Raw genomic sequence first — 18,048 nt, 5'->3', positions numbered from 1 at the left:
GATTGTAACGTAGCGAGACCGAGATGACATCGAACACTTTGGGCGAAATTGCTTGCTCTGTGTGTGGCGCGCCGAATGCCGCCGATTGGCTGTATTGTCAACAGTGTGGCTCTCCGTTGAAGTCTGAACCACAAGCTTCAGGTCGGCCGGCAAGTGGGCGGACGGCAGTGGTTCATCCAGCCGACATCCCCCCAACGATGGTGGCGCAGCCGGCCATATCTACGCCGCCGCCTATTCCACCAACGGTTGTGGTTCAGCCGGTTGGGTCTTCTCCCCCGTCTGTCCCGCCCATTCCGCCGACGGTTGTGGCTCAGCCGGTCGTGCCACCGACCGTCGTGGCTCAGCCAGTCGTGCCACCGACCGTCGTGGCCCAGCCGGTTACACCCCCGCCGGTGCCGCCGACAGTCTTTGCCCAGCCGGCGGTGCCCCCTACCGTTGTCGCCCAGCCGGCAGTGCCGCCCGTCCCCCCGACGGTTGTGGCGCGTACGCCGCTGGCAGAGAGTGCTGACACCGTTGTATGCGATCACTGTGGTAAAGTGAATCCGGCTTCGAGCAGTTTTTGCGCTGGTTGTGGGTCCCCACTCCCATCGCCACTGATGAAAACCATCGTGCGCACTTCCGAGCGTCCGCCAACGCGGACGGCGCGGCTCCACCTGATCCAAGAGGGTGGCGGGGAAGGCGATGTTTATGAAATCAAGGGAGACGAGCTGACAATTGGCCGGAACGCGGGCGATATCAAGTTTCCCCACGACGGTTACATGTCGGGCCGCCACGCCCGCATCGTGCGCAAGGGGGATGAGTTCATTCTTCAGGATGACAACTCGCGGAATGGCACATTCAAAAAAATTGATGGTCCAGTCACGCTTAAGTCTGGCGATATTGTGTTGATTGGCAAGCAGTTGTTTCGTTTTGAGGTATAGGCTGCGAGCGGCGTTAGCCAGGAGCCCTGGTGGGCTTCGGTCGGGGAGCTACAAACAATACTCGTTGATATTGTGAGGCATCGGTGTCTGCTGTGGTATCCAACACGCCGGAAATGTGGGTCTCGGCATCAGTGCGAACCGATGTCGGGATGCGACGGACTGGCAATGAAGACAACCTCCAGGTCGTTGACCTGACCCGTCAACGCTTGGGACTCAGCCATCGTGAGGATGTCCTGTCGCCGGATGTGGCACACCATCAGCTTGGGTCATTCGGGACACTCTTGATTGTCAGTGATGGTATGGGGGGCGCCGCGGCTGGAGAATTAGCCAGCGAGATGGCGGTGGAAATCATCGCCCGCGAGATGCTCCGTCAAGTGAGCGCGGGCATCCCCTCGCGTGACGCAATGCGGATTGCCGCCGACAGCGCGAATGCGGCCATCTGGGATCGCTCGCAAAGTGACAGTGCGATTCGAGGGCTTGGCGCGACACTGACGGCACTTCACATCACAGGTCAAGAGGCCACGGTTTCACAGGTTGGTGATTCACGGGCCTACCTGATTCGTAACGGGACGATACGCCAGCTAACCGAAGATCAATCCTGGGCCAATGCCGCCAAAAAAGCTGGCATGCAAGTCGCTAACGTCCCGAACAACGTGATCCTGCAGGCGCTTGGTACACAGCGAGTCGTCAATACCGATATCACCACCGAGCCACTTCAAGTCGGCGACATTTTTCTCCTCTGTAGTGATGGGCTATCAAACAAGGTCGAAGAGCAAGAGCTATTAGCCCATGTCATGGCGGCTGAATCTCTTGACGATGCAGCGGAAGCCCTGGTCAAGCTCGCCAACGACCGTGGTGGCGAAGACAACATCACCATCGTCATCGCAAAGCTGGTTGGTAGCGGAAGCGGTTCCGAGGATTCCATGCGCTCGACACAACTGCTCACCTCAGCGACCACCGCTGAGGAGACACTCCGCATTTCAGGTGGTCGAGCCACTACGGAACTGCAAAGCGTACAAACGCTTTCTGGCTTGGGTACGACGAAGAGTTTAGAGGTCCGCCCGGCGAACCCAGACGCCTTAGCCACATCTTCGAAACAGCCACTGTCCGTGCCGGTGTCACCTCCGTCGCCGGTCGCGGAGACGTCGTCTGGGGCGCGCTCAGGCTGGTTGACCGGTGGCCGGCTTTTTGTCTTGCTTGCGCTCATTGCCGTTGCAGGTATCGTGTTGGCAGGTGTGGCCTCGATGGTGTGGGTACTTCAATTGCGCGCTGAGAAGCAGCGGACTGCTGGCATCGAGCCGACGATAGGTGGTCGCCCAGCGCTAGAACCCAGCCCAGTTACCCCACAACCGACCAAGCCACCAGCAGAAGCTGGTTATGATTCTGGGGGGATTGGGCGGGCTGATGGGGCGCTCCTTGAGGATGTTGAGAAAAAACTCAACAGCGTTGAGCAGCGCGTCAAAGAAGTCGAGCGCCGCGCAAGTCAGAGTCCTGGTTATGCCAACGAGCGTCAGAACTGCCAGGAAAAGTATCGGCGATTGGCCACACTGCGGGAGGTTCTCAACCGACATCGTGGGAAGCAAGTGAGGGATGGCGACCCGTCGGTGAGTGACATTGACAAAGAGGCGCAGACGATTCTGGAGTGGATTGATACGCTGCCACTGCCCCTCCGCGAAATGAAAGCGCCAGGAAATAAGCGTCGCCAGCCACCTGAATCCCACCCTGGTGATGAGCTACAACGAGTCGTCGAGCAGGGCCTTGACCAGTTGATGAACAACGCCGTGCGCTCAGTCCGACACCCTTGAATCGAGCGTGCCAGTCACTTCAGTCAGTAGTCGCTCCGGTCAGTTGGTGATATGTGTTTGGCTGGTTAGGTCTGCCGAAGGTAGCGCCCCGACTGACACGGCAGACATCTAAGCGCTATTCCAATCCAAAATTGCCTTCCGAGGTTGATGTTTAGTATGCGAAATCGTGCGCTATTGTTTGCTACGCTCTCTTTGACAATCTGTCTGGCAGTCGGGTTGAGCGGCAGCTCCGTTTGGCGGCCGGTCCTGGCGCAGTCTCCATCTGTCCCGACCCAAGTGGTTCCGGCTCACTTGCTTGGAACTGATGACAAGGCCGCGTTTGCCATTCATTTTTCGGGAGAGATGCGGGCCAATCTCGACACTTGCGGTTGTCCGGCCAACCCCAGTGGCGGGCTGCACCGGCGCGTCACGATGGCCAAGGCATTTCGCGCAACCTACGACCAAATCCCGTTGCTTGAACTCAGCGTCGGGGCCATCTTCAATGACCAGGGTGTTTTGCTCAATCCGCCTTTCAAAGACGTGGTTGTGCAAAATGACTATGCGTTGCGTGGCTATAGCGCCTATCCCTTTGACGCCGTGAACCTGACCTATCAGGATTTGCGCGTCCTGCACAAGTACTTCTCGACCGGCGAAGCAAAGCGCGCTGCCGCTGATTTTCCCATCCTTGGGACGTATGTTTCCGCCAATGCCATGCCGGCGGCAAATGAGAAAACCCACGTTGCCTTGCCGCGCTTTATCGTCAAGGAAGTCAAGTCACCGCGCCTCCCAAAAAACCATAAGCTGCGGATTGGCATTACCGGCGTGTGCGAACCGGCTCCCAGCGAAGGCACGGGGTATGTGTGGCGCGACCCGGCAACCGCGCTGAAGGAGGTGTTGCCTCAGCTTCAAAAGCAAGCGGATGTGGTTGTGGTACTGGCCTACCTGCCACTTGACCAAGCCAGGGCGCTGGCCGCCGAGCTGGAGGGCGTGGACATCATGATAGTTGGTCACACACAGCCGTCACTCCTCACTCTTGAAACCGTAGGCAACACGGCTCTAGTCGTGAATAACTACGAGACAAAGGCACTCGGCGAACTGCGCGGCTATGTGACCGATGATGGCAAGCGGACGTACAGCAACCGGTTTATCCTGCTTGACGCCACCGTGCCCAGCGAACCAAATGCGCTCAAGATCGTCAGAGATGCCAAAGCGGCTGTCGAAGAAGCCCGGCGCAGTATGGTGCAGGCTGCGCCCTAGTCCGTCCAGAAGCCATACCGACAACAAAATCACCGGCGGCGCTCCAGGCAAGCGAGCGCCGTTTTGTTTTCAGTGCTTAACCGTGGACAAGGTTAGGCTTGGCGAAGTTCAACCAGGGTTGTTTGGTAGAAGCTTGAGCTGATGTGAGTCGTGCGCACGAGCCGAAGCGTCGTTTCCGTGGCAAGTCGTTCGTAGAGTCGTTTGGCCTTGATTTGTGCAATCGCTGGTGACGTATTCCCTTTGGGGAAAAGCTTTCCAACGGTGTGCATGACCTCAAAAAAAACCGTGCTTGGCGTAAAGGTGAAATAGAGTGTGGTCCGCATGTGCCGGCCAAGGTGCTGCAAGAGTTGTAGAAGGTCGTCTTCGGCGTAGTAAATCAGGCTGTCAAGGCAAACAATGGTGTCAAAGGTTTCAGACACACCGTAGAAGTCAGCTTGCCGAAAGATGCCTTCCGGGACGCGCTCCTTGGCGGCGGCGACTTCACGGGCCGAAATATCCACCCCTGTGACGCGCGCTCCGGCGTCCACGAGTCGCCGGGCAAATGCTCCGGTGCCGCACCCGGCATCCAGAACGCTTTGCCCGCGCCAGTCGCCGCCCCAGTCCAAGATCGTAGCCATGGTTTGCTCCCGCCCGGCGACGATGCTGGCCTGGATTCGGTTTTGCGCTTCGCCGCGCGCGAAACGCTGCCACTTTTCAAAGCCGACGGTATCAAAGTACTGGCGAATTCGGTCCTGCGCCGTGGCGTATGACTGGGCCATGGGATTGCGCTCCAGAGTAAAGACGGTTGAAATACACACCTCCCTTCCAACGTCCAATCCAGCCTCCCAAAAGTCAAGCCTGCGCTAGGACGAGAAGATACGCGAGAAGATACGATGGAAACCATTTGGATTTTGGGCGACCAGTTGACCCTCCGCCACCCGGCCTTTGAACGCCTGACACCACGCGATGCGGTCGTGCTGATGATCGAATCGTCGGCGCATGCCCGGCGAGTCCGCTATCACAAGCAAAAGTTGGTCTTCCTGTTTTCGGCAATGCGCCACTATGCCGAGGAACTCCGCGGGCTGGGCTGGCAGGTGGACTACCGCCGGGAGCAGCCGAGCTTTGAAGCCGGTTTTGCCGCCCATGTGCAGCAGTATCGGCCGACCCGTATCTGGTTGATGGAGCCAACCGAATATGGCGTGGCCGACCTTCTCCAACAGCTTGCTGCGGCGTGGCAAGTCACGCTCCACCAGCTTCCAACGACACTGTTTGTGAGCGACCGGCAGGCCTTTGCCGCGTGGGCACGTGGTAAGAAAACGCTCGTGATGGAGCATTTTTACCGGCGCATGCGGCGACAAACCGGACTTCTGATCGAGCCGGATGGTGAGCCAACCGGTGGCACCTGGAACTACGACAAAGACAACCGCCAGGTCCCGCCACCACACCATCCGTTTCCACCCTTGCCCCGCTACGCACCAGACGCCATCACGCGCGAGGTGATGGATTGGGTGCGCCGAGATTTCCCTGATGGGTATGGTCACATCGAGCCGTTCCACTGGGCGACGACCCGCGCCGATGCCGAACACTTTTACCGCGACTTCCTCGACCATCGCCTGGACCTGTTCGGCCCGTATGAGGATGCTATGGTCGCCGGACAGTCGGCACTGTACCACTCGCTGGCGTCGCCCTATGTCAACGTTGGGTTGCTTGACCCACTCGAAGCGGCGCGCCAGGCCGAGAAAGCTTACCGGGCTGGGAAAGCGCGGCTCACTTCCGTCGAAGGTGTGGTGCGGCAGTTCATTGGCTGGCGGGAGTTCATCTATCAGCTCTATTGGCTGCGCATGCCGGACTTTGCGACGGTCAACTTCTTTGGTGACACGCGCCCACTGCCCCACTACTACTGGGATGCCAAGACGCATCTACGGTGTCTGCGAGAAACGGTCACGCAGCTCATCGAAACCGGGCACACCCACCACATTCAGCGGCTGATGGTGTTAGGCAACTTTGCTTTGATTGCCGGCGTGAATCCACAAGAGGTCAATACGTGGTTCTGGTTGGCGTACCTGGATGCTTATGAGTGGGTCACGCTACCAAATGTGCTGGGGATGTCACTTTACGCCGATGGCGGTTTTCTGGCGACCAAGCCTTACGCCGCCAGCGCTGCCTACATCAACCGGATGAGTGACTACTGCACCGGCTGCGCCTATGACCCAAAGCGGCGGCACGGCGATGGCGCTTGTCCATTCAATAGCCTTTATTGGGATTTTCTCGACCGCCATCGGGAAAAGCTGTTTCCTAACCAGCGGATGCGCATGATGTACGCTGCGTGGGATACCATGCGCGCCGCCGAACGGGAAGCAACGCTGGCTTGGGCCCAACAAATCCTGAACCGACTGGAAGACCTTTAGGGCTGAACTGGGGACAGAACCTAAAGGTGAATGCACCGCGCCTTGAGGACTGCCGGAATTTCACCCAGCTTGGTCAGCACCGGGTCGGGAACCGGCGAATCCACCTGGATGAGCGAGATCGCCGTGCCGCCCATTTCTTTACGTCCAAGGTAAAGTCGCGCAATGTTGACGCCGCCATCGCCGAGGGTCGAGCAAATGCGCCCCAGTGTGCCCGGCTGGTCGCGGTTGGCGCACAACAGCATATGACCTTTGGGGATGGCTTCGATTGGGAAGCCGTTGACCCGGACGATGCGTAAATCAGACTCACGGAAAATCGCGCCGGCGACATCGCTTTCACCCTGTTCAGTTTCCGCCCATAAGCTAATCAAGCTGGCAAAATCCTTGGCGACGCGGTTTTTGGTTTCAGACACAGCAATGCCGCGTTCCTCGGCAATCAGCGCCGCATTGACGAAGTTGACGCGATTACTCGTCCCAGACAGCAACCCGACCAGGACCGCCTGGGTGATCGGTCGAACGTCAAGGTCGGCGACCTTGCCGCTGTATTCAATGACCAGCCGCCGGACATTGCTCCCAAACGCCTGCCCCTGAAACATGCCGAGCTTGACGCCCAAGTCCACATACGGTCGCAGTTCGGTCATGATCTCGGCGCTGACCGACGGCGCATTGACCGCGCCAAAGATGGCCCCGGTTTCCAGAAAATCCACAATTTGCTTGGCAATCGAGACGGCGACACTGATCTGCGCTTCGGTGGTGGACGCCCCCAAGTGCGGCGTACAGGTCACGTTGGCCAGGTTGAGCAGGGGATGGTCTGCGGGGGGCGGTTCTTCTTCAAAGACATCGAGGGCAGCGGCGGCAACGGTGCCCTCTGCGAGCGCGGCCGCCAGCGCCAGTTCGTCCACGAGACCACCACGCGCACAGTTGATGAGCCGGACGCCACGCTTCATTTTTTTGAAAGCTTCAGCGTTGATGATGTGGCGGGTTTCATCGGTAAGTGGCACATGGAGCGTGATGAAATCTGCGCGGGAAAACAGCGTGTCGAGTGCAACCAGTTCGATGCCCAGCTTGGCCGCGGCTTCTTTGGTCAGGTAAGGGTCGTAGCCAATGGTGTGCATGCCAAACGCGGCCGCCCGCTGGGCAACCAGGCTGCCAATCCGGCCAATCCCGACGACGCCCAACGTTTTACCCGACAGCTCGACGCCCACGAGCTTTTTCCGCTCCCAGCGGCCGGCTTTGAGCGTGAGTGTCCCCTGGGCGATGTGCCGCGCCGTGGACATCAGCAGGGCAAAGGTGTGTTCGGCCGTCGTGACACTATTGCCGCCCGGTGTATTCATCACGACGATGCCGCGCTTGGTCGCCGCTTCGACATCAATGTTGTCCACGCCGGTTCCAGCTCGGCCGATGACTTTGAGGTTTTCCGCCGCGGCAATCACTTTTGCCGTGGGGCGGGTGTCACTGCGGACAATCAAGGCGTGGTAGGGCGCAATCAGCGCGGCAAGTTCGTCTTCTTTGAGTTCCGGTTTGACATCGAGGCGGATGTTGGGCGTGTTGCGCAAAAGACTGAGTCCGTCTTCGGCAAGGTTGCCGCAAACGAGAACGTGATGCGTTGTCATGGGATTTGGTACCACTGCAATAAGATACTGGTGTTGAGCGTCTTGGGGGATTAGGCGCGTGATTTGAGCGCGGCGCGGGCCTCGCGCTCAAGGTCACGGCGGCGTTCGGTTTCGCGCTTGTCATAGGTCTTCTTGCCTTTGGCAATGGCGACTTCGACCTTGGCGCGTCCGCGCTTGAAATACAGCTTGGTGGGGACAACCGTCAATCCGCGTTCCTGGGTGGCTGCCGCCAACTTGGCGATTTCACGCTTGTGCAATAGCAGACGACGGGTCCGGCGTGGGTCGTGGTTATAGCGGTTGCCATGTGAATATGGGCTGATGTGGGCGTCAAGCAGCCAGGCCTCGCCGTCCCGGATGCTCACGTAGGCATCCTTGAGGTTGATGCGCCCTTCACGCAGGGCCTTGACTTCCGTCCCAACGAGTTCGAGACCGGCCTCGTAGGTGTCGAGGATGAAATAATCAAAGTACGCCTCCCGGTTGGAAGCAATCATTTTGACGGCGTCTGATGTGGCGGACGTGGTCATGGTGTCGGGCGCTCCGCATGGTCGCTCAGGATGCCACTGCTGATCAGTCCCTGGGCAAGGTAATACGTCACCATAACCAACATGTGTTCCAGGGGCAGAGGCAATAAAAACCGGTTGATGGCCAACAGGCTATCCGAAATGATGAAGGCAACCGCGCCCAGGAAGACCAGATGACTTCCCTGACGAAGCGCGGCGGCCACGCCCATGCCAGTGAGCACCAAAGCATAGGCCAGGATGGGTAGTTGCCATCCCGTGGCTTGCCCTAAAACCCATCCCAGCCCAAGCCCATAGCCCAGGACACTGCCGGCGCGCAGGGCAGCCCTCTGGTGGATTCGCGCGAGCGGCGCAAATCCGGCAATGTAGCACAAGTGAGCGAGGAAAAAGGCCCCCAGCCCGAAGAAAAAAAGCGGTCATCAAGCGCCAGGAACACATCCCCAACCGCAGACCAGGCCAACCCGCAACTGACCTGCCACGTCCGCGCGCACGTCCGCGCGCGAGCCCGGCCATAGACCCAACCGGTGGCAAACAGCACCGGCAATGCTTTGACGAGAAAGCTTCCGGGATAGGGCCGATAGCCCAGCGTGACCAAGTAAGCCGCGGCGAGCAACCCGTAACCTATCCAAAAGCGCCACACCACAAGCACCGGTGCTACCTTGGGCTGCGTCGCGCCGTACCATTAGACGCCGGCGCGTCGGTATCCGCCGGTTGGTCCTCGTTTGGTTTGTCTTGCTCATCCAGGGCCGACTTGAGCTGCTCGAAAACGTCCGATGCGGATGGCGGCAGCTTAGTGCCGGCAGCTTTACCATCGCCAGGCGTGGCAACTGACTGACTGTAACGGTAGTACGAGCTGTAGCCGTAATAGTCGTAGCCATAGTAGCTCGATTGTTCTTGCGACATGCCGTTGAGGACGACGCCCAGCACGCGCGTGTTGGTTTCATCGAGTTTCCGGCACGTGCGCTTCACGATGTCGCGTTTTGAACGCTGGCAGTTGACCACCAAAATGACGCTGTCGGCCATGGCCGAGAGAATCGTCGCGTCGGCAAACGACAACATGGGCGGCGTATCGAGAATGACGTAGTCAAACTTCTCGACCGCGTAGGCCAGCAACGACCGCATGCGCTGCGAACCAAGCAGTTCGGCCGGATTGGGTGGCATCTGCCCACACGTAATCAAGGTTAGGTATGGAATCGGAGACGATGTGAAGATGTCGCTAATCTTGCACTGTCCGGCCAGGTACCGCGACAAGCCAGGCCGAAAGACATTGTCTTGACCTTGCTTATCAAAGAGTTTCTGAAGTTGGGGACGCCGCAGATCGCAGTCCACGAGCAAGACCGATGCCCCAGTCTGGGCCAGCGAAATCGCCGTATTGAAGGACGTCGTCGTTTTGCCTTCGCCGGGTTGGCTACTGGTGATGAGGATGATCCGGTTGCGAACGTCTTCCGAAGATGAGAGTAAGATGGACGTGCGGAGCTGGCGGTAAGCCTCGCCGACAGGCGAGGCCGAGAGGGCAAAGGCACTGAGTCCGATATTGAAGTCCATTGGCAAGGGGCGTCCATCCGCCAGCTTGGCCAACGCCCTGGTTTCCCCCCCATAGTTGTAGTAGCCGCTCCCTTTGCCCAACTCCTTGGCCGAAACTTGCGGAATCAGTCCCAGCGTCGGCAAGTTGAGCAGGCGATCCACGTCTTCGACTGACTTGATGCGCGTGTTGAGGTACTCGCGGGTAAAGGCCATTCCAATCCCGCCAAAGAGCGAAAGAAAAAATGCCACGCTCAGGGTGTAGCTGACGCGCGGACTAATCGGCGCGCCAGGCGTGCTGGCTCGGTCGGATACCATGATGTTGTTGAGGTCCATGCGCAGACCAATCTCGGTGTCCTTCGTGGTGGACTGGAGGGTCTGAAGCATTTTTTTCTTGTTGTCTATGTTGTCCTGCATCATGCGCTGCATGACGCCGTCGCCGTTTTGCGTCACCACTTCATTCCGCTGCTTCTCGACGCGCGCCCGAAGCTCTTCTTCACGTTTTTTGGCGTTGAAATAGTCCGTCTTGATGCGGGCCAGGGTGTTGAGCTTGGCTTCCTTGAGTTCCTGTTCAGCTTGGGCCAAAAGCTGCTCAACCTGAACGACATCCGGGTGAAGTTCGGTGTACGTTGCGAGTAGCTCGAGCCGGCGCTGCTTGAGTTCGGAAATCTTACCGCGCAGCTTCTGAAGCTCGGTGTCGGATTGCATTTCATTGAGCGAGTCAATCGGTTCGTTCAAGCTGGCTTGATAACGTTCCTCGGCGCGCAGCCGCTCTTTTTCAGCTTCGAGTAGGGCTTGATTGAGTCCGGTCAGGCGCGCTACTTCCGGGTTGTCTTCCGGTTTGAGTGAAACGATTTTTCGCGTGCGAAGGTATTCCGTCAGCTTGCGCTCTTCTTCAAGAATTTCTTGCTGTAACCGCGCCGCTGTGGAGGATAAAAACTCCTTCTGACTGCTGCCCTGCTGCAGGCGGTCGGAGACATTCCGTCGGGCAAACACTTCAGCAACCGTGTTGACAACCAACTTTGTCGTTTCAGGGTCATGGTGCTGGAAAACGATCCGCACCAGTCGTGTGCGGGGGATGCCATAGGCTTGCAATCCGGCCGTTAGCCGTCCAATCTGGGGGGCATAGCGCTCCAACTCATCAGCTTCGCTTGCGGCTGCGGCGGGATTGGCTTCAGGCAACTCGCCTGGGTTGGCAGCTTGTGGAGCCTCTGGGCGTCCCCGCGGCGAGCGAATGAGGTCGGTCAGGGCGGCGCTCAACGTCGTGGGTCCGGTCGCCAGAAACTTTGGATCACGGTCGAGCTTGAGGGTCTTGACCACCTCAACGAGCAGCGCCGGACTCGAAATTTTACGAATCTGGGTATTGAGATAATCCGGGTCAACCGAATAGGGTGCGAATGAAATACTGCGCCCGTTCGAAGAATAAAACTCCTTTTCCGGGGCAATTTCGATGTTGCTTGACGCCTCGTAAATCGGCTGCATACGGGAAAGCGCCAAGCCGGTCACGGTCATTGTCAGAACGACACAAAGAATAACCGTAAACTTGTAGCGTAGGATGGTCAGTAGCGCTTGGCGTACCGGTTGCCCACTATCCTCCTGCGGTAGCGTGTATTGATAACTCCCACGCCGCCGCATGCGGTCCTGAACAGTTGGCGTGCTGAGTTCGACCTCGGCCGCCGTCGGCGCGAGCATGGCATTGTGACTGGATGAATCTTGGGGCATGGCGGTGATCTGAAGATGTGCTATATGCGGATAAACGGCTGAAAAGCCTAGGTTGATATGTTTGAAACCACGCGGCTACAACGCCGGGAGTTCAACGTCAAACCAGTGTTCGATTAGGCGTTAGCCAGCGTGTCTTGGTGACACTGGGCAAGTCGTTGCCGCTCGCTAACTCGGCTGACTATATCGCGTTGTGCCTCGGCTGAACAGCCAGATACCGAAAAGCCCATTGTTCGGGCGGGCGAATTCGACTAGTCTGCCAATGTTTCGTATCTCCACATACACTATGAGGTGCTCCATGCCTGACGTCGGCTCACTTGCTCCGACCTTCACCCTACCCGACATGCGCGGCAATCAAGTCAGTCTTGAACAGTTCCGCGGTCAGAAAGTCGTCCTGTATTTCTACCCCAAAGACGACACGCCGGGTTGTACCAAGGAAGCGTGCAGCTTCCGGGATGCGCATGGAGCCTATCAAGAGAAGGGCATTGTCGTGCTTGGCGTGTCACTCGACGATGAAGCGTCGCACCGTGCCTTTGCTGAAAAATACCAGCTTCCGTTCACGTTGCTGGCCGATACGAGCCACACGGTCTCCGAAGCCTACGGTGTCTATGGCGAGCAAGAATGGCAGGGCAAGAAGTTCATGGGACTGGCGCGGAAAACCTTTCTGATTGATGAGCAGGGCGTCATTGTCAAGATCTTCGACAAGGTTAACGTGGAAGCCCATAGCCAGGAAGTTCTGGAGGCTTTCGGCTTGGCCGGGTAGCGAGATGTCTGAGACGATTCTCCGCTACCGGCGCGGTGACTGAGGTTTGCTCCCTATGCGACTTTGCATCTCGGTGCTCAACGGTTCACTCAACGGTCAGTCCTATCGTCTTCACGAGGGTGTGCTTCTACTGGGGCGGGGCGTGGACGCCGGCGTGCGATTCGATCCGTCCATAGACGGCATGGTGTCGTCGCGGCATTGCCTTTTGCAGGCTGAACCGGATGGCTTCTATGTCGTGGATAACCAGAGCACCAACGGCACGTATGTCAACGGCCAGCGCATTCAGCGCGTTCGGCTCAACCATGGAGATGTGATTGAACTGGGCGCGCCCGGTGTGCAACTGCGTGTGGCCTTGGAGTCGCCCGCGCCGACTATGGCGGCCGCGCCGAGTCGCCCGGTATCGGTGCCGGGTGGGCGGACGGCCATGTTGCGCCAAACCCTGGGCGGCATTGGCATGTATGACCCAGAGCGCAAGCCACCGGTGGCCGAGTCGGCGGTTTCGCCGGTCGGTGTGTATGTCGGCACGGCAGTTGGCGTCCTCGTCTGCCTCGCGCTGACGCTGCTGGTGGCCCTGATCATGCTCTCTGAGCTGGGCATCGTGGTTGCGCTCATTGCGACCATCGTGGCCTTTGTCCCGGCCTTCTTTTACATGCTGCCGTTGCTATGGCTTGACCGCTATGACCCGGAGCCGGTGTGGGCGCTGGCGGCCTCCTTCGTCTGGGGCGGCGTGGTGGCGGTCATTGTCTCGTATATCCTCAATTCCCTGTTTGGCGCGGTGGCCGCCAGCGTCGGTGGGGAAGTCGCCGGCACGGTGGTGGGGGCGGTGATTTCGGCGCCGATTGTCGAAGAAGGATCAAAAGGGCTTGGACTGCTCTTGATCCTGCTGTTTCTGCGCCGGGAGTTTGATGACATTGTGGATGGCATTGTCTATGGAGGCTTTATTGCGCTGGGCTTTGCCACGGTCGAAAACATTCTCTATTACGGGCGAAGTCTGCTGCAGGGTGGTTTTGAAGGGCTGCTCGTCGTTTTTATCTTGCGCGGCATCCTGTCGCCCTTTGCCCATGTGACCTTTACGGCGATGACGGGCATCGGCTGCGGACTATCGCGCGAGTCGCATAACCTGGCGGTTCGGCTGCTGGCCCCGCTGGGGGGCTATATCCTGGCAGTGATCCTGCACATGATTTGGAATGGCATGGCCGTACTCCTAGGTGGAGGCTTCCTCATTGGCTATGCGCTCTTTGAAGTACCATTCTTTCTGTTGTTTATCGGCTTCCTCTTCTACGTTGCGCGGCGTGAAGGAAAAATCCTCAGAGAAATGCTTTCCGTTGAGGTCGCGCGCGGACTGATCACACCCGAACAGTTGGCCATTGTCACGTCAGCCATTCGTCGAACGCTCTGGCCGCTCCAGGGCAATTTCGCGGCGCGGCGCGCGTTTCTCAGAAACGTCTCGAAACTAGGGCTTTCTTACTGGCATGTGCAGCGGGCTGTCGCCGCCCAGAGTGAAACGCGCAGCCTGCCCCAGATTCCACGTCTGCAAGCTGAGATCATGCGCTTGAGGGAACAAGTGTGATCAATGTGGAGCTTGGTCACCCACGTCAGTCTGGTTCACGCACACGGATTCGTTCACATCCTCGACATCCCAGTAAAGTGTGCCTATGCCCATTGACCTAGCCACCCCCCACCGTCTGGAGCCAGGGGTTATCGCTAATTTGCGGTATGATTTCCCAGCCGGCGTTGTCGTCTTTCTCGTTGCCTTACCACTCTGCCTTGGTATTGCTCTGGCGTCGAATGCGCCTCTGTTTTCAGGCATTATTGCCGGTATCATTGGTGGACTGGTCATTGCACCACTTTCTGGGTCGCAACTCTCGGTGAGCGGCCCAGCCGCTGGGCTAGCGGTCATTGTTGCCCAGGGAATTGTCACAGCCGGTGACTTCCGCGCTTTCTTGGCAGCCGTGGTAGTTGCCGGTGCGCTACAGATCGTGTTCGGGTTGATGCGTGGCGGCGCACTAGCTGATTACATCCCTAACTGTGTCATCAAGGGCATGTTGGCGGGAATTGGAATCGTTATTATTCTCAAGCAAATCCCGCATGCGCTGGGGCGTGATCAGGATTTTACCTTTACCGACACGCTGAGTTTCCTTAAGTTTGAAGAAAGCTCGACCGTTGGGGCCATCATCACAGGCATCCTTAGTGCCCAGCCAGCCGCTGTAGCGATTACCATTGTGTCACTGCTGGTGCTGTTGACCTGGGATCACCCTAAACTCAAGCAGTTGCCTTGGTTGACGTTACTCCCTGGTCCGCTGGTTGTGGTTATCCTGGGGGTGCTCATCAACGAAGTGCTGCGGGTGAGTGGGTCGGCATTTTACCTGCGGGCGGACGAAGCCCACTTGGTTACATTGCCTGTGGCAACTGGCTTTACGTCGTTCCTCTCACAGTTGACGCTGCCGGATATTGAGGCGTTACGTCGTCCAGAAATTCTCAAGCTCGGCGCAACCCTGGCGGTCATTGCCAGTCTTGAGACACTCCTCTCGGTAGAAGCTGCCGACAAGATGGACCCGTTCAAGCGTCTTTCAAAGCCGAACCAAGAACTCTTTGCCCAGGGGATTGGCAACATACTAAGTGGGTTGATTGGTGGGTTGCCCATCACGGCTGTCATTGTCCGTACCACCGCCAACGTCTATGCCGGTGGACGAACCCGCCTGTCAGGGTTTATTCATGGCGTCCTGTTGTTGTTTGCCGTCGTTTTAGTGCCTGATCTGCTGAATCGAATTCCGATCGCCTCACTGGCGGCGATTCTGCTACTGGTTGGTTATAAGTTAGCCCAGCCATCTTTGTTTCAGTCTATGTATGCCCAGGGCTATGCGCAGTTTGCTCCGTTCATTGTGACGGTTGTCGCGATTGTCGCGACTGATCTCTTGGTGGGCATTGGCATTGGTCTTATTTTTGGGTTGTTCTTTGTTATTCGTGCGAACTACCGCTCGGCTGTGACTTTGGTAAGCCATGGGGATGCCTATCTGTTACGCTTCAACAAAGACGTCACCTTCGTCAACAAGACCGAACTCAAGCGCAAACTCCAAAGTATCCCGGACGGCGCAATCCTCTTTATTGACGGTACGCGCGCCCTGTATGTGGACCAGGACATTTTTGATGTCATCAACGAATTTCGAGCCGCATCTGCCTATCGTAATATCACTGTAAGCACGAGTAATTTTGATGAAAAAGCGCCTAGCTTGATCCAGCCCCAGCCAGCCCACTAGTCGCCTTTGATGAACAATGGAGTCACTATGACCGAACGCTTGCCGGCGTCATCCGTTAATGGCATGCAGGAATACCGAAAACTGCTCCTTGCTAACAAAGCGTGGGCGCAGGAAAAGCTTGAAATTCGCCCAGATTATTTCCTGCGCCTAAAGGACACCCAATCGCCGGCCTACCTGTGGATTGGCTGTTCTGACAGTCGTGTTCCGGCCGAAGACATTACTGGTACTGAGCCTGGGGAGCTTTTTGTTCACCGCAATGTGGCCAATCTTGTCATTCATACCGACATCAACTTGATGAGTGTCGTGGAGTACGCAGTTGACGTGCTGGAAATCCGGCACGTGATCATTTGTGGTCACTACAACTGCGGTGGCGTCAAAGCGGCCATGTCACGTAAAAGCTACGGACTTATCAACAAGTGGCTACGGCACATCAAGGATGTCTATCGTAACTACTCGCGTGAACTGGAGTCGTTTACCGATCCGGATGCGCGTTTTCGACGGCTGGTTGAACTCAATACTATTGAGCAAGTGCGCAACATGGCAGAGACCTCGATTATTCAGAAGTCCTGGCTCAAGCACGGCCGGCCCTGGCTGCATGGGTGGGTCTATGACCTGTACACCGGGCTCATTCAGGAGTTGACACTCATTCGTCCCGGTGACTTGCCAGACGATATTTACCGCTACGAGTTTTCACCGGAGTTACCGTAACTTGCCTATGGCTTTTGTGATGTTGGTGACCGGTAGCGCAAGCGGCATCGGACGCTACGTCGCCGAGCACTACTACCGGGCGGGGCATCGTGTCGTCTTTGCCGACTTGTCGGCCCCGAAACTGGAGCGCATTTGCGCGGAACTCCCGGCGCAGGATGGCGCTGCCGCGCTGCCGGTTGCCTTCGATGTACGCGACGAGCGCGCCTGGGAGCGGGTTATTGCCGACACGGTTGACCGTTGGGGGCAGTTGGATGTGCTGTGTAACATTGCTGGCTACCTGCAAGTGGACGCCCTGTTGGACGTACCGACGACCGCCGTTCATGCCCACCTTGACATCAACGCCAAAGGGGTCATCTTCGGAACCTTGGTTGCCGCGCGGCAGATGCGCCGCCAACCGGCCGGCGGTCACATCATCAACGTGGCGTCGTTGGCCGGCATCGCGGCGGTGCCCGGCCTGGCGCTTTATACAGCGTCAAAATTTGCCGTGCGTGGCTTTTCGCTCGCTGCCGCCCAAGAGCTTGCCCCGCACAACGTCGCCGTGACGGTCATTTGCCCGGATGCCGTCCAAACCCCGATGCTCGACCTGCAAGTGCATCGCCAGGAAGCGGCGCTGACGTTTTCCGGTGGGCGCATCTTGCGCGTAGAAGAGGTCGCCGCTGCCATCGAAGAAGCGCGGCGGCGGCGTCCGCTGGAGATGACGCTGCCACGGCGGCGCGGCTGGCTGGCCAAGCTGACGAGTCTTTACCCCTCGTTGACACCGCTGCTGGCACCCTACCTTCAGCGGCGCGGACAGCAACGACAAGCCAAACTTCAACGAAAGAGCCATGACGCAACCTGTCTCACGTCGTCCGACGCTGAGTGAAATTGTAGCCGCGCGCCGCCAGTTTCTCACTCACGACCAACCCTCATTTCAGGCACTTGCGCCGGCGCGGGGGACATTGCTCCCGGCCCTACAGACTGATGCGCCGGCCATTATTGCCGAAATCAAGCCTATTTCACCGAGTGATGGCGTGTTGCAGGCGCAACCCGACCTGCCGGCTATTCTGTCAGTTTACGACGCGCGCGCGGCCGCGATTTCCGTTTTGACCGAACCACGCTACTTCGGCGGTAGCCTGGACTTGTTGCGCGAGGTGGCTGGTCGGTCGTCGCGTCCGACGCTGTGCAAGGATTTCATTCTGGACATCCGCCAGGTGCATGCGGCCCGCGCCGCCGGGGCGGAAGCCGTGCTGCTGATTGTGAAAATTCTGGACGATGAGCGCCTGCAATCGCTGCATGCCGAGATTGAACGCTGGAACATGACGCCGGTGGTCGAAGTTCAAACCGAAGCTGAGTTGGAGCGCGCCCTGGCCGTTGACCCTTCAGTGATGCTGATCAACAACCGCAACCTGGAAACATTTGAAATTTCGCTTGATACGACAAAACGACTTGCGCCCCGCGTGCCGCTCGGTATCGTAACGGTGGCCGCCAGCGGCATTCACGGCCGCGCGGACATTGAAGCACTGTTACCCTATTGCACGCGCTTTCTGGTCGGAACGCATCTGATGCGCGCCCCAGACCTGACGGCAGCTTTTGACGAGTTGCTCGGACGCGCGCGCGCCTGAAGA

14 protein-coding genes and 1 pseudogene are annotated in these 18,048 nt (G+C 58.1%); 10 read left to right on the top strand and 5 right to left on the bottom strand.

Annotated elements, in window-relative coordinates:
• Positions 1 to 23 precede the first annotated feature (23 nt).
• From J8C06_RS05900 to J8C06_RS05890, 3 genes are all read left to right on the top strand, one after another.
• The gene (locus J8C06_RS05900; protein ID WP_211427804.1) at positions 24 to 920 is read left to right on the top strand and encodes an FHA domain-containing protein; all 897 of its coding nucleotides are present in this window, start codon (positions 24 to 26) and stop codon (positions 918 to 920) included.
• An 83-nt stretch (positions 921 to 1,003) separates the two neighbouring features.
• Positions 1,004 to 2,725, top strand: coding sequence for a PP2C family protein-serine/threonine phosphatase (locus tag J8C06_RS05895; protein ID WP_211427803.1), 1,722 nt, complete (start codon positions 1,004 to 1,006; stop codon positions 2,723 to 2,725).
• A 156-nt stretch (positions 2,726 to 2,881) separates the two neighbouring features.
• Complete coding sequence (locus tag J8C06_RS05890; RefSeq protein ID WP_211427802.1) at positions 2,882 to 3,961, top strand: bifunctional UDP-sugar hydrolase/5'-nucleotidase; 1,080 nt, start codon at positions 2,882 to 2,884, stop codon at positions 3,959 to 3,961.
• A 92-nt stretch (positions 3,962 to 4,053) separates the two neighbouring features.
• Here the strand turns inward: J8C06_RS05890 and bchM are convergent, their stop codons facing one another.
• Entirely contained in the window at positions 4,054 to 4,719 is a 666-nt protein-coding gene (bchM, locus tag J8C06_RS05885) for a magnesium protoporphyrin IX methyltransferase (protein ID WP_211427801.1), read from the bottom strand.
• A 114-nt stretch (positions 4,720 to 4,833) separates the two neighbouring features.
• Here bchM and J8C06_RS05880 point away from each other — a divergent pair, with 114 nt between their 5' ends.
• Positions 4,834 to 6,348 carry a cryptochrome/photolyase family protein gene (locus J8C06_RS05880; protein ID WP_211427800.1) on the top strand — a complete coding sequence of 505 codons (1,515 nt, stop codon included), beginning with the start codon at positions 4,834 to 4,836 and terminating at the stop codon, positions 6,346 to 6,348.
• A gap of 20 nt (positions 6,349 to 6,368) precedes the next feature.
• Here the strand turns inward: J8C06_RS05880 and serA are convergent, their stop codons facing one another.
• From serA to J8C06_RS05855, 4 genes and pseudogenes are all read right to left on the bottom strand, one after another.
• The gene (gene serA, locus J8C06_RS05875) at positions 6,369 to 7,958 is read right to left on the bottom strand and encodes a phosphoglycerate dehydrogenase (protein WP_211427799.1); all 1,590 of its coding nucleotides are present in this window, start codon (positions 7,956 to 7,958) and stop codon (positions 6,369 to 6,371) included.
• Between the two features lie 50 nt (positions 7,959 to 8,008).
• The gene (smpB, locus tag J8C06_RS05870; RefSeq protein WP_211427798.1) at positions 8,009 to 8,482 is read right to left on the bottom strand and encodes an SsrA-binding protein SmpB; all 474 of its coding nucleotides are present in this window, start codon (positions 8,480 to 8,482) and stop codon (positions 8,009 to 8,011) included.
• Positions 8,479 to 9,014 (bottom strand): annotated as a pseudogene (locus J8C06_RS05865) (lysoplasmalogenase). Before J8C06_RS05865 ends, smpB begins: the two are co-directional and overlap by 4 nt.
• A gap of 116 nt (positions 9,015 to 9,130) precedes the next feature.
• Positions 9,131 to 11,719 (bottom strand): GumC family protein, encoded by a 2,589-nt coding sequence (locus tag J8C06_RS05855; RefSeq protein ID WP_211427795.1) that lies wholly within the window; start codon positions 11,717 to 11,719, stop codon positions 9,131 to 9,133.
• A 295-nt stretch (positions 11,720 to 12,014) separates the two neighbouring features.
• Here J8C06_RS05855 and bcp point away from each other — a divergent pair, with 295 nt between their 5' ends.
• The 6 genes from bcp to J8C06_RS05825 all read left to right on the top strand — a co-directional run bounded on the left by bcp (position 12,015) and on the right by J8C06_RS05825 (position 18,045).
• Positions 12,015 to 12,479, top strand: a complete 465-nt coding sequence (gene bcp, locus J8C06_RS05850) for a thioredoxin-dependent thiol peroxidase (RefSeq protein ID WP_211427794.1) — start codon at positions 12,015 to 12,017, stop codon at positions 12,477 to 12,479.
• A gap of 55 nt (positions 12,480 to 12,534) precedes the next feature.
• A complete protein-coding gene (locus J8C06_RS05845; protein WP_211427793.1) occupies positions 12,535 to 14,049 on the top strand; it encodes a PrsW family glutamic-type intramembrane protease in 1,515 nt (504 codons plus the stop codon).
• A gap of 85 nt (positions 14,050 to 14,134) precedes the next feature.
• Positions 14,135 to 15,736, top strand: a complete 1,602-nt coding sequence (locus tag J8C06_RS05840) for a SulP family inorganic anion transporter (RefSeq protein WP_211427792.1) — start codon at positions 14,135 to 14,137, stop codon at positions 15,734 to 15,736.
• A gap of 27 nt (positions 15,737 to 15,763) precedes the next feature.
• Entirely contained in the window at positions 15,764 to 16,444 is a 681-nt protein-coding gene (locus J8C06_RS05835; RefSeq protein ID WP_246601991.1) for a carbonic anhydrase, read from the top strand.
• Between the two features lie 7 nt (positions 16,445 to 16,451).
• Positions 16,452 to 17,306 (top strand): SDR family oxidoreductase, encoded by an 855-nt coding sequence (locus tag J8C06_RS05830; RefSeq protein ID WP_211427791.1) that lies wholly within the window; start codon positions 16,452 to 16,454, stop codon positions 17,304 to 17,306.
• The gene (locus J8C06_RS05825) at positions 17,269 to 18,045 is read left to right on the top strand and encodes an indole-3-glycerol phosphate synthase TrpC (protein ID WP_211427790.1); all 777 of its coding nucleotides are present in this window, start codon (positions 17,269 to 17,271) and stop codon (positions 18,043 to 18,045) included. Before J8C06_RS05830 ends, J8C06_RS05825 begins: the two co-directional genes overlap by 38 nt.
• Positions 18,046 to 18,048 lie beyond the last annotated feature (3 nt).

Source organism: Chloracidobacterium validum (assembly GCF_018304825.1).
Classification (GTDB): domain Bacteria; phylum Acidobacteriota; class Blastocatellia; order Chloracidobacteriales; family Chloracidobacteriaceae; genus Chloracidobacterium; species Chloracidobacterium validum.
Note: the sequence above shows the minus strand (reverse complement) of the source record. Positions and strands in the feature narration are given on the sequence as shown.